This is a genomic window from Ruegeria denitrificans, assembly GCF_001458295.1.
Lineage (GTDB): Bacteria > Pseudomonadota > Alphaproteobacteria > Rhodobacterales > Rhodobacteraceae > Ruegeria > Ruegeria denitrificans.
This window is the reverse complement of the sequence record NZ_CYUD01000001.1, coordinates 163,274-175,656: the sequence shown is the minus strand read 5'-3', so window position 1 is coordinate 175,656 and position 12,383 is coordinate 163,274. Positions and strand designations below refer to the sequence as shown.

The window sequence follows — 12,383 nt, the reverse complement described above, 5'->3', positions numbered from 1 at the left end:
CAGTGAGAGAAAGAAAACGACCCGCTGCCGCAAACAGACAGAGGAATCATCGCAATTGGTTTTATTGCCCCGCGGTTGAGCACCGCTTGAGGCTGCCAACCTGCGCGCAAGACGTTCCCAGTCCACCCTTATGAACGCGCACAGGCTGCGCGGATTTTTTGGGGGCCGGTTTCACTGCCGCATCCGAGGCCTTGGGCGTCTTGAATGCCGGTAATTTGTCTTTCAGCCGACTGAAAAAACCCGCCCCTTTGCCATCTTGCGCTACCGCGGCCTGGCGCTGATCCGAATCCAGCAGCAGCTTTTGTGCCCGACCATAGCCGATTTGCAGGATGTCCTGATTTTCGAATACCTCACCCCCGGTGATGTCCATGAGGCCATCGCTGTTGAAATCCGAGGCCGTCAACGAATTGACCATCATAGCCGCGACATCCAGATTTTTGAGCTTTTCATCGGTGGTCTTTTCCTGAACCAGCTTCATTTCGGTATAAAGTTGATCCATCTTTTCGGCGACGTCTGCCTGACGGTCTTGCGAGACCGAGATACCCTGCCCCACCACAAGCGACGGGTATGTCAGCAAGGCGTTTAAGGTGGCATAATCCAGCGCCCCCAAAAGTTCGAGAATCGTGTCATCCACTGCATTGGTGTGCATCCGGATCACAACTTCTTCGTCGATCCCGATCCGTCCGGTGATCTTGCGAAAGTCGAGGGCTTCGGTGGGGCTGGTCAGATCCTGGGTGGTTTCAATGAACGCAACGCCGTCTATCACAGCAAAGCCTTTTTTAGTGGCCGCATGCGCCATGAAGTTCTGTTGTCGGGAAAGGGCCATGCCCGCCAGCGTATTGCGTGCCGATTTCGGTTTGAGACTGATGTCAAACCAGGCGATTTCATCGCCTTTGACATAGACCAGCCCTGTTTCGCTAAGTTTGCGCACAATCCCTTCTTTACCCGAATTCGTAAGACGGAACAGTTCCGCAGTACCCGAAATCGAGCTCATCAACGGGGTCGGGCCAAAATTCGTGAGCACAATGTCGACGGCTTTTTTGTCGGTGTCGGTCAGCTCATACTGCACCCACTCCGCACCCGCCGTCGGTAGATGGGATTTCGCCCCGGCCTTCCACCGCTTTTTACGGTCACGCTCGACGGCTTTGGCCTCGCGTTCTTCCTGTTGTTGGGTAAAACGCAGCTTGATCGTTTCGACATAACCACTGGCAGACAAGGTGCCGTCGTGCTTTTTGCCCTGTTGGTAATAATCAAGGCCTGCAATGGTCACCAATACGATCACCAAAAAACCCAAAATTCGTAAAACGCCCATCTGAGAATCCAAAATCTATCGCTGCTCATTTTTGCATATGATAGAATGAAATTAGGGCAGCCTTGTGGCTGTCAGATCGGAATTTCTACGTTGATCAGTTTCCCGTCCTTGGCAAAATTTTACCCGGATTCATGATGTTATCCGGATCCAGTGCTCTCTTAATCGCGTCCATATAGCTGACCGCCGCACCTAATTCCTTGATCAAGTAAGGGCGCTTGCCCTGTCCGATTCCATGCTCACCGGTACAGGTGCCTTCCATCGAGATGGCAAGATCATTCAGCCAGCCAACAAACCCGTCGGCCCGGGCCACCTCATCACCATTATCCATGTCGATCAGCAGCAGAGTGTGGAAATTTCCATCCCCCACATGCCCGACAATCGGTGCCATCAGGCCCAGCTCTTCGGCCTTATCCCGGGCCGCGGTGACGCATTCCGCCAGGCGCGAAATCGGAACACAGACATCGGTTGAAATCCCCTGCGCTCCGGGACGCAGTTGCAGGCTGGCCCAGTACATACCATGCCGGGCCTGCCACAGCTTGTTGCGCTCTTCAGTCGTTGAGGTCGCGGCAAAGTCAGTGCCACCAAACTCATCAGCGATCTGACCAAAGGTTTCGGCCTGCTCAACCGCACCGGCTTCTGATCCGTGGAATTCCAATAGCAACAAAGGCGTCTCTGGCAGGCTGAGCCCGGAATAGGCATTGGCCGCCTTAACTGACAGCTCATCCAGCAACTCGATCCGGGCCACGGGCACGCCGTATTGGATCGTCATCATCACAGCCTGACAGGCCGCATCAACCGTCGGAAAGGAACAGCGGGCCGAGGTGATCGCCTCGGGGATACCCTGCAAGCGCAGGGTAAGTTCCGTGATGATGCCCAAGGTGCCTTCGGCCCCGATCAACAGGCGGGTCAGATCGTACCCAGCCGAGGACTTTCGTGCCCGGTGACCGGTGCGGATAATCTGACCATCGGGCATCACCGCCTCAAGGCTGAGGATATTGTCCTTCATCGTGCCATAGCGCACCGCGTTGGTGCCCGAGGCTCGCGTAGCCGCCATCCCGCCCAGCGACGCATTGGCACCGGGGTCAATGGGAAAGAACAGGCCCTGATCGCGCAAATGGGCGTTCAGGTCTTCGCGCGTCACACCCGGCTGCACAGCGCAATCCAGATCGCTGGCATGCACGGCCAGCACCTTGTTCATCTGGCTTAAATCGACCGAGATCCCCCCCGCCGGGGCGTTCACATGCCCCTCTAGCGACGTACCGGTGCCAAAGGCAATCACGGGAACCTTGTGCTGGGCGCAGGTTTTGACGATCTGAGAAACTTCCTCGGTCGAATGGGGGAAAACCACCGCGTCCGGAGCCTGATTGTTGATCCAGGTCGTCGTATGACCGTGCTGCTCGCGGATCGCCTGTCCGGCTTGCAAACGGTCACCAAATTTCTGCTTTAGGATACCGACAACCGTTGCAATCCCAGCCTCGTTTCGCGGCAACGCAGCTGCTTGCACCATGTACTTCCCCCTTTATTCGCCCAGCGCGATGCCTTCGCGGCGCGGATCGGCGCCACCAGTCAGGACGTCTCCGATCGCAATCGCATGCAGACCCGACGTCAGATCGCGCGGGTTCACCTCGAACCCCAGTTCGATCAACGGGTCCGAGAACCCTTCGGCCGCCGTGCCCAATTCCACATCATAGGTGCCAAAGCGGTTGACCAGATGCGGCAGCGACAACGCCTGTTGCACATCCATATCCCAATCGGCCCAGGCGATAATCGACTTGGCCACATAGCCAATAATCCGGCTACCGCCGGGCGATCCGATTGCCAGCACCGGCTTGCCGTCCTGCATAACAATCGTCGGGCTCATGGATGACCGCGGGCGTTTGCCAGGCTCAAGCCGGTTGGCAATTGGCACACCATCGCTGTGGGTTTTAAACGAGAAATCGGTCAGTTCATTGTTCAGCAGGAACCCGTTGGTCATCAGCCGCGAGCCGAACCCGTTTTCAATCGTTGTGGTCATCGACAGCACGTTGCCATACTGGTCGACAATCGAAATATGTGAGGTCGATGGCAGCTCGAGCGAGACATCATCCGCCCAGTTCGACGCATGGTCGAACACTGGGTTACCCGGGGCGGCCTCGGTCAGCGCACCCTCTCCGCCCAGCAGTTGCCCGCGTTCAGACAGATAGGCGGGATCGACCAGACCCTGCGTAGGCATCGGCACATAGTCGTGATCAGCCATGTAACGGCCGCGATCCGCAAAAGCCAGGCGCGACGCATCGCCAATCAACCGCCACGTATGCGCATCTTCGGGGCCCATCGCAGCCAGATCATACCCGTCCAGCATGCCCAGAATCTGTCCAACCGTCAGCGCCCCGGACGAGGGTGGCCCCATGCCGCACACCTCATAGGCACGATAGGCGGCGCAGACCGGATCGCGCTCGATCACCTGATACAGCGCTAAATCGACGCCGGAAAGAACACCGGGATTTCCCGGCGCGCCACGCACCGTGCTGACGATACCAGCGGCGACTTCACCGCCATAGAACCCGGCAGACCCTTCGCTGGCTAAAACCCGCAGTGCGTCCGCGTAATCCGGGTTCATCAGGCGCTGACCTTGTTGCAAAGGCTCACCTTCGGGCAGGAAATAATCAGCCGTCACAGGAAAGCGCGACAAACGCTCGGCATCCGCCTCGACCAGAGTGGCCAGACGCGGGGATACAAGGAACCCTTCATCCGCCAACGTGATGCCATCCTGAAACAGGCTGGGCCACGGGCTGCGACCCCAGCGCCGGTGCGCCTCTTCCAACAACGCGGGCGTGCCGGGCGTCCCCACCGAAAGCCCGCCCACTACAGCATCGTAGAATTTCAACGGCTCGCCATTTTCATCATGGAACAGACGGTGGTCCGCCTCTAACGGCGCCGTCTCGCGCCCATCCAGCGTGGTCAGCTTTCCGGTTGCCGCGTCATACCAAACTAGAAACGCGCCGCCACCAAGGCCCGAAGATTGCGGCTCAACCAGCCCCAGCACGACCTGCACCGCAACCATGGCATCCGCCGCCGATCCTCCGGCCCGCAGCACCTTGGCCCCGGCCTCGACCGCCAGAGGGTTCGCAGCGGCAACCATCCAGTTCTGCGAGGTCACCGGCTGACCAGCCATCTTCGCCTCAAGCGAGGCAATCACTTCATCGGTCAGACCCTGAGCCTGCCCTTCCGAGGCGCCCTCGGGCGCCACCGCATCTGCGGTTTCCTGCGCGAATGACGCCTCGCCAAAGATCAGCGCCGTTACAAACAATCCTGAAATCAAATTTCGTCGCATCGTATCCTCCTGAAAAATTGCTCCTTCGGCGCGTATGCGTCACAACATTGCGGGCACAACCTGATCCGGCGGGCGGTGCCCGTCTTCGAAAGTTTTGATATTGATAATGACTTTCTCGCCCATCTCGATCCGCCCTTCCAACGTGGCCGATCCCATATGAGGCAGCAGAACGACATTGGGCAGTTGCCGCAAACGCGGGTTCACCTGAGTTCCGTGCTCATACACATCCAACCCCGCGCCTGCGATTTCTCCCGTCCGGATCAGGCGCGTCAGCGCATTTTCGTCGATCACTTCACCCCGAGAGGTATTGATAATCACAGCCGATGGTTTCAGCAGCTTCAAACGACGTGCATTCATCAGGTGAAAGGTCGAAGGCGTCGACGGGCAATGAACGGAAATAACATCCATCCGGGCGACCATCTGATCGAGGCTTTCCCAATAGGTCGCCTCCAGTTCTTCTTCGACCTCGGGGCGCAATCGGCGGCGGTTGTGGTAATGCACCTGCATTCCAAAGACGCTGGCGCGGCGGGCAACCGCCTGACCGATCCGCCCCATCCCCAGAATGCCAAGGCGTCGGCCACCAATACGGCCACCCAACAGGGCGGTCGGTGCCCAACCGCTCCATTCGCCCTGTTGCATAACACTAACGCCTTCGGGAATGCGCCGCGTAACTGCTAGAATCAAAGCCATCGTCATATCGGCCGTATCGTCGGTCAAAACACCCGGCGTATTTGACACCAGAATGCCCCGCTGGCGTGCTGTCGCCACGTCGATATTGTCGACACCGGCCCCGTAATTGGCGATCAAACGTAGGTTTTCCCCCGCCTGCCCCAGCAAACCGCCATCAATCGTATCGGTGACCGTAGGAACAAGGACATCTGCGTTTTGAACTGCGGTAACCAGTTCTTCCTGCGACATAGGGGTATCTTCGTCGCGCAACTGCACATCGAACAACTCACTTAACCTGGTTTCCACTGCCTCGGGCAACCGTCGCGTTACAACAACACTCAGACGTTCTCTTGGCACTTTCGCCCTCCCATCGCTTTGCAAACCTTCGCGCGCCATGGCATCGTGGCGCAGGATAAGGCGGGGCACAAGAACCCCAACGCATTGAGACGACCTTTTTTCGAAACCAGATCAACAGGCACAAGAGCAGGCAGTCAGTGAGTGGTTTTCTAACGGTAAAACGCCGCCTTCTGGTGGTTTCGTCCGCATTTCTTGTTGTGCTGAGCACTTTATCCGCCAGCGCGCAAGACGCGCGTGGCCCTGTGACCAACCTGCCTTTGCCACGATATGTTTCGATGAAGGCAGCAGAAGGCAACGTTCGGCGGGGTCCTTCGTTAACACATCGAATCGATTGGGTGTTCAAACGGCGGGGCATGCCACTGCAAATCACCGCTGAATACGGCAATTGGCGCAAGGTCCAGGACCGTGACGGTGCCGGTGGCTGGGTGCACTATGCCCTGCTGTCGGGCGTGCGAACGGTGCTGATAGAATCCGAGATGTTGCCCGTCTACGCCAACCCTGATCCCAACGCACAAATCAGCGCCCAATTCGAATCCGGAGTGGTGGCACGCCTGGGCAGTTGCAGCCTAAACTGGTGCCAAATCTCTGCCGGAGGCTATCGCGGCTGGGTCCTGAAATCGAACTTATGGGGCGTCGACCCTTCTGAAATCCGCGAGTAATAGGGCGACGTCAGCCCCGCAGACCCGTCTATTCCTGCGCCTGCTCAGGTTGCGCACCCATATCTTTGTCCAACAACAACAGGTTCCACCGATCGCCATTTGCAGCTTTTGTCTTATCGAGAATTTTGCCAAACAAATCCTCTTCTTCGGCCTGTTCTGCCAGGAACCAGTTCAACATGTTCTGCGTGCTGTATTCCTTGACATCATGAGCCAACTCAAACAGCGCGTTGATCTGGTCTGATACCTGTTCCTCGTTGGCCAGCGCGAGTTCCAGCGCCTCAACCGGTGAGTCAAAATCCACCTTAGGTTTCTTGATTCCGTCCAGCTCAATTCTCGCACCGCGCTGCGCCACAAAGTCAAAGATACGCATGGCGTGTGCCTCTTCCTCAACCGAGTGTCCCCGGAACCACTGTGCAAATCCAGGCAGGTCCTGCGATTCGAAATACGCAGCCATAGCCAGATAGGTGTAAGATGCGTTGAGTTCATTGTTGATCTGACGGTTCAGCGCTTCTGCGACATTCGGGTTCAGCTTCATTTTTTTCTCCTTTGTCACGGGGTGCCGGTATTTACACATTGCTACGTATGTTCGCGAACCCGCACAACCTAGATGTTACATTTTGCATATTATTTTCAACATTTTAACTGCGCATCTCTGCGAGTGAAAAGCACTCGCAATATCGCGGCATCTGGCATATCGGATCTTGTCCAGCTAGCAGACTGCCACTCTCGCCGAAGGGCGGTATATTCTCAAATTCTACATAACATAAGAGTGTTCAACGGTTTCGGGTCAGGCCGAACTGTTTCAAGGCTAAATAATAGGTCGGGAATTGAGCAATCTAAGCGCGAATAATTCACCACAAGCAAACGGTGGGAATGCCGCAAAAATAATTTTTGCTCCAAGCTTAATTTTTCACTCGAAAGCTCTTGAACCCGCTAACCAACAATCGTAGATAGCGCCTCACTGTTGGGGTGTAGCCAAGTGGTAAGGCAGCGGTTTTTGGTACCGTGTATCGTAGGTTCGAATCCTACCACCCCAGCCATAAGAACAAGGGCGCCACGCGGTGCCCTTTCTTGTTTGGTGTCCAACTTGGTGTCCAAACGCTCTTTTCAGCGCTTGGTGCGCCTTTAGTCAAGCAAAGCCGTCACAACCGCAAAGGATGCCAGACCGCAAAGCAGGGCCGATAGCTGCAAACGTGAGTTTGCCTGAGTGCAGAGGCGGAACACCAGCTGGCGGCTGGTGGACGATGCCCAATACCGGCAAGTTAGGTAAGTATTCGTCGCATATCTCTTTGCAACGCTGCTCTGTTTCCACGCGCACGTTTGTCTGTTGCCGCGGTGTGATTGATGCCTATCAAACGACACCTGGCTATTATCTGAGAATTCAGCGAAGCAAGCACGTCAATGCGCGGATTCTTCTTTGGAACGTCCGATTGGATAACGTAGCCTTCTTCGCGAAGCGTGTCCGCTTCAACACCAAAGTCAGCGATCAACATCGAAATTTGCGCCAAATGGATCAGGTCGGAAGGTGTCCAATCGTTGTAGGCGCGCTGTTCCTGCAGCTTTTCGAAAGTGTATCCGGCTTCCAATTCGATTAGTGACGGGTCGCACGCTTCCAAGGGCCATGGATGCAAGTTCTGGGCCGTTTGGACCAATTCGATTTGCGTTCTTGTTTCGGTTACGCGTGGCAATGTGGTTGACCTCGGTTCAGAATAATGTGGCTTAAGCTTACTATGAAAACGCAACTTGAATCACAAGAAATGAGGCGCTGGGCGCAAAATGAGATCAAGCTACTATGGACGTTTTTTTCAGTACGACTGCTTTCGTGGAATGACACCGCGCACACCACCGCGTGGATTAGGCATGTCCCCATCTCGCCGCGGGATCAAGTGGACGTGGCAGTGAAAAATCGTTTGTCCGGCGGCCTCCCCGGCGTTGATGCCGACGTTGAACCCCGAAACTGAACAGTCCTTGTTGAGAATATCAGAGCGCATTTCTTCGAGCATGCGCCGCATTGCGTTCAGCTCAGGCTGAAAAAGATCGAAATAGTCTGACACATGCCGCTTCGGGATTACCAATGTGTGTAAAGGTGTAACAGGAAATCCATCTAGGATAGCGTAGCACAGTTCGTTTTCAGCGATGACACGATCTGCTGATACTTCACAAAAGACGCACCCTTTCTCTCGATGCGCATACGCCTTCGCCACGTCGCGAAAATCAGCGTCGTCTGTATCTCGTTTATTGGTATTGCACGTGATGCAAAGTGCTTGAAAGTTGCTCAGATCATCCTGACCGCCTTTGCTACGAGGGATGATGTGATCCACATGCAAGGCGATTTCCGCGGCAGATGCACCGCATAATTCACAGCGATACTTAGCCTGCTTTAGGACTTCATAGCGAACCGACCCCGGCACATAACCCTTCGCGTTGAAGCGATGCTTCCAAATGCTGTCACCGCGTTTTTCAATGTAGTCAGCAATCTTGCCTTCACATTGGCCGATCAAAGTAGATCGATCTTCTGCGCTCATATTACTTATGTCTTTTAAGCGGTATCCAACAATCCGGCCCGCAAGTTTCACTGGGTCCACGATGCCGTTATTTGTCAGCACCTTCCCAACCATATTCTTAGTACGGATTTCGTAGTACTCGATTTGTGACCTATCGTGTAGCAGCATAGCTTTCGCGATCTGCTCGATGCTCGCTTCGCCGCCAGACTTGAGAAGCTCAAGCAGCATGACGGGTTGATAAACATGCGACATACGCATGTCCTCGTTAATGTATCGCTGCAGGTGTTCAACATTCATTGCCCGCCACATTAGCGACGCGACCGCTGCTCGCAAACGGCTAAGTGGCTGTGTCTTTCCGCTTATCGATAACGACTACCTGCCTACCGCGACCTTCGATACAGTTTATTCCCAGCAGCCGCTCAAAGCGGACGTTGGAGAAACCTGCAGCGAACGGTAGCTCGGAGCCCACACAGACAAATATTGTGCAACGAGCCAAAGTCAGCTTTCAGCGGGATTCCGCAATCTTAGCTAGGCTTCCCGCGAAGAATCGTTGGCGTCGCCGAGCTTTCAGCACTTTTTCGAAAGGCTGGAGCTGGTACCATCTCTGAGCAAGGAGTGCTCCATGGACAAGCTATTAGAACTTACCGGCGTTCAAACCGCGAGTATTTGGGTCAAGCTATTGATACTAGCAACAGTGATGACAGTAGGTGATGTTCATTCACAAATGAATGGCAAGAATATTTTCACTGTGAATTCTTTTGAGTACATTTCAAATAATTTCTTCGGCTTGTGCGCGGTGTTCGCCCTTCTGTCCATATTCGTAATTAGCCTTTCTTTGCTTTCGACTATGTTATTATTGGCACTCTCTAATGTTGCTGTTCGCGCTGCTATCCTACTGCTAAGTGAGCTTGGAAACAAAAACATACATAGGTGCAAGTATAGAATGCCAAGAATGCGTGAAATGGCTAAACAAATTTACTACGAAGGCAAACTTGAGCAATTTAAAATGGCCGAAGAGGAATTGGAGAAAATGCGTCAACAACCGCTTTGGGTGTTTTTTCTATTTGCATTCTCGATTCTTGAATTTTCAAAATTTTACTTGGTTGGCGATGATGCTAAATCGATCATTGAATCCCTTTTATACAGCTTTACCGATATTCCGGCCTTTCTATCGAGTGGCGTGGGTATAGAAACTGATGTTGTTGATTTTGCAATGCTTATTGGTGGAATGCTCATTGTTGCAAAGTTATTTTTAGACTTAATTGTCCATGCTTTTGCGAACTTATTTCTGTATAATAAATACGTTTTATTTTATCCTATTTTTGGCGAGGATACTGAGATCAACAAAGAATTAGAACTGAAATAAGTACAAAGAATTGAAGCTGCCATAACTCGACATCAGCAGCACCGATAGTGCTGCGACGCTATATGCGAGCCCCTAGCGGACGAGGGCACCGGGCTCAACGCGATCCAAAAACAGCGGCCATTTGGACAAGCGCAGTGAAAGCTCATTTTGTCCGCAGAGCGGTCGTTCGAACAGTGTGCCGTGAACGTCTGCTTCGAGCCCGAAGCAGACTTACGTTTCTGCGCCTTCTTTTGGTCCAAGCTCCATGTGGTAACGTTGCCGTGGTTGTATGGAGATTGACCTTATGGATCATGTTTTTGGACGAAGCGTTGACAATCATTTGAAATCACCGCTTGAGCTGCGAGGAACGGAAAAGCCGTACGATCACTGGGTAGACAACAAGGTAATAGACCACATCGATGAACTGGCCGGACGTTTCATCGCATCATCCTCATTAGCGATCTTGTCGACGACGCGTAATGACGGAGTTTTGGATGTTACGCCTCGCGGCGACCCTGCGGGGTTCGTAAACGTCATTGACAAGAATCTCATCGCAATTCCCGATCGACCTGGGAACAATCGGATGGATACCTTTGAGAATATCTTCGGGAACCCGAATGTCGGCATATTGTTCATGATTCCCGGGCATCGCGACACTCTCCGCGTGAGCGGCAAAGGAGCTGTCGTCAGGGACATCAAATTGGGGCAACAACTTTCGGTCAACGGGCGGCCCTCGGATCTGATCCTACTCGTCCATGTCGAAAGGGTTTTATGTCATTGCCCAAAGGCGTTCATCCGCGGAAAGGTCTGGCAATCGCAGGATTGGCCCGACACCTCCAATGTCCCCACCCTTGCAGAGATGTTGAAGGTTCACGGCGCGATGCCCGAGACCGTCAAAGAGATTGCGGACGGGTGCAAAGAAGACGCCGAGGAGAATCTTTACTAGTAGTTACTCGTAATTTTTTGGATTTCTATGGCAGAGGGTGCCGCAGCACTTTGATGACGTCATCGCCTTTTCGGACAAAGCGCACTTCCCGGCGTGTCATAACCTGACCGTCAAACGGAGAAATAATCTCTTGATGTGCTGCACCGGGTTTCGACACGACGACGGCCAAACGTTGACCTGACTTCACCCAATCACAAACTTCAACATCATAAAGAACAGCACCGGATGACGGCGTTGCAAGAAGTTCGGCTGCATCAACGTCGCCTATGATTGGATCTACCTCGGAACTGGCAGGGAGCGTATCGTCGACGGTCCCTATGCTCACCAGATAATGGTAAAGGCCGTTGGCATCTTGTTCGGCAAATTCCGGAGTTACATCGATCATACCGCGCAATTCAACGGTCGCAGCAAATCGCTCATTTCTGTTGTCAGCAGCCCAACGCTCTCCTACAGCCAAGTCGAATGAAATTGGATCGTCGCTGGCGTCGGTTAGAATAACCTGGGCCCCCATCGACCGGCCAAGACGGCGTCCTTCCTCCAACTGCCGCTCAGAAACGTACAAATAGACTGGGCCGTCATCGTCGCAATGTAGATCAAGCACGACTTCCGCTTGTTCAGCCAACTTTAGAAGAGTTGCCTTCAAACGCTCAGATGCAGGTTTGGTCTCCAAACCGCTCGCGGATTTGGGCGGGAACGACCTGTTAAAGTTGACGCGGGTATTCGCATCAAATCGACCCAGCGGTTGACCGAACACCACTTGGGTCAATCCGACCGGATTTGCGTGAGGGACCAATGTAATGTCGCCAGCCACGCGCCCTTCAGCTTCAGCCGCCGCTAAACGCGGGATAAGACGGTCTATCGCCACAGTGCCTGGCATTTCGAGCGAATGCAGACCACCCTGAACATAGACCGCAGGGCCACTTCCGGAACCATGAAAGCGAAAAACGTCCAAGACATATTTCTGGCCAGGTGTATCTGCATCCAGTGTTAGATTTTCAATCTCCATCGAATGGGACACTAAACGCACCTGTGTAAAACCCATAGAGGTTTCTCAAAGCCGCGACACTGGCTGACCCAAATGGCCGGTTCGTCCGCACTTCGGTCGTTCATCTGAACTCGTCGAATGACCGGTGTGAGCCCAAAGCAGACCTTCTCGACCAGTAAATCTCGCCGCTGCAGCATTACTTCTCGTTAACCGGAGCGTCGCGGCGCAGATTAAAGACCGGACATTCATGCTGGCTGCGGCGAAATTCGGAGGCACTACGCTCCGTCGCGGAC

General features: G+C 54.0%; 11 protein-coding genes and 1 tRNA gene. 4 read left to right on the top strand and 8 right to left on the bottom strand.

Annotated elements, in window-relative coordinates; all coding sequences use genetic code 11:
• Positions 1-61 precede the first annotated feature (61 nt).
• The 4 genes from RUE5091_RS00745 to RUE5091_RS00730 all read right to left on the bottom strand — a co-directional run bounded on the left by RUE5091_RS00745 (position 62) and on the right by RUE5091_RS00730 (position 5,651).
• Positions 62-1,312, bottom strand: a complete 1,251-nt coding sequence (locus RUE5091_RS00745; protein WP_058279971.1) for a hypothetical protein — start codon at positions 1,310-1,312, stop codon at positions 62-64.
• Between the two features lie 94 nt (positions 1,313-1,406).
• On the bottom strand, positions 1,407-2,819 hold the full coding sequence (locus RUE5091_RS00740) for an FAD-binding oxidoreductase (RefSeq protein ID WP_058279970.1): 1,413 nt from the start codon (positions 2,817-2,819) through the stop codon (positions 1,407-1,409).
• Between the two features lie 12 nt (positions 2,820-2,831).
• Entirely contained in the window at positions 2,832-4,625 is a 1,794-nt protein-coding gene (ggt, locus tag RUE5091_RS00735; protein ID WP_058279969.1) for a gamma-glutamyltransferase, read from the bottom strand.
• A gap of 39 nt (positions 4,626-4,664) precedes the next feature.
• Positions 4,665-5,651, bottom strand: a complete 987-nt coding sequence (locus RUE5091_RS00730) for a 2-hydroxyacid dehydrogenase (RefSeq protein ID WP_058280341.1) — start codon at positions 5,649-5,651, stop codon at positions 4,665-4,667.
• Positions 5,652-5,821: 170 nt separating this feature from the next.
• Between RUE5091_RS00730 and RUE5091_RS00725 the strand changes: the two genes are divergently transcribed.
• Positions 5,822-6,310, top strand: a complete 489-nt coding sequence (locus RUE5091_RS00725) for an SH3 domain-containing protein (RefSeq protein ID WP_207383710.1) — start codon at positions 5,822-5,824, stop codon at positions 6,308-6,310.
• A gap of 28 nt (positions 6,311-6,338) precedes the next feature.
• Here RUE5091_RS00725 and RUE5091_RS00720 read toward each other — a convergent pair whose 3' ends face one another.
• Positions 6,339-6,845: a ferritin gene (locus RUE5091_RS00720; protein ID WP_058280340.1), complete on the bottom strand. Its 507-nt coding sequence runs from the start codon at positions 6,843-6,845 to the stop codon at positions 6,339-6,341.
• 430 nt (positions 6,846-7,275) lie between these two features.
• Between RUE5091_RS00720 and RUE5091_RS00715 the strand changes: the two genes are divergently transcribed.
• Positions 7,276-7,350, top strand: a tRNA-Gln gene (locus RUE5091_RS00715).
• Between the two features lie 222 nt (positions 7,351-7,572).
• Here RUE5091_RS00715 and RUE5091_RS23945 read toward each other — a convergent pair.
• Positions 7,573-7,818, bottom strand: a complete 246-nt coding sequence (locus RUE5091_RS23945) for a hypothetical protein (protein WP_503167653.1) — start codon at positions 7,816-7,818, stop codon at positions 7,573-7,575.
• A gap of 297 nt (positions 7,819-8,115) precedes the next feature.
• On the bottom strand, positions 8,116-9,066 hold the full coding sequence (locus RUE5091_RS00705; protein WP_243470691.1) for an HIT family protein: 951 nt from the start codon (positions 9,064-9,066) through the stop codon (positions 8,116-8,118).
• 370 nt (positions 9,067-9,436) lie between these two features.
• Between RUE5091_RS00705 and RUE5091_RS00700 the strand changes: the two genes are divergently transcribed.
• Both RUE5091_RS00700 and RUE5091_RS00695 read left to right on the top strand, forming a co-directional pair.
• Complete coding sequence (locus RUE5091_RS00700) at positions 9,437-10,180, top strand: hypothetical protein (protein WP_131726256.1); 744 nt, start codon at positions 9,437-9,439, stop codon at positions 10,178-10,180.
• Between the two features lie 283 nt (positions 10,181-10,463).
• Positions 10,464-11,105, top strand: coding sequence for an MSMEG_1061 family FMN-dependent PPOX-type flavoprotein (locus RUE5091_RS00695; protein ID WP_165590734.1), 642 nt, complete (start codon positions 10,464-10,466; stop codon positions 11,103-11,105).
• Positions 11,106-11,130: 25 nt separating this feature from the next.
• Here RUE5091_RS00695 and RUE5091_RS00690 read toward each other — a convergent pair whose 3' ends face one another.
• Positions 11,131-12,147: a M14 family metallopeptidase gene (locus RUE5091_RS00690; RefSeq protein ID WP_082643510.1), complete on the bottom strand. Its 1,017-nt coding sequence runs from the start codon at positions 12,145-12,147 to the stop codon at positions 11,131-11,133.
• Between the last annotated feature and the right edge of the window lie 236 nt (positions 12,148-12,383).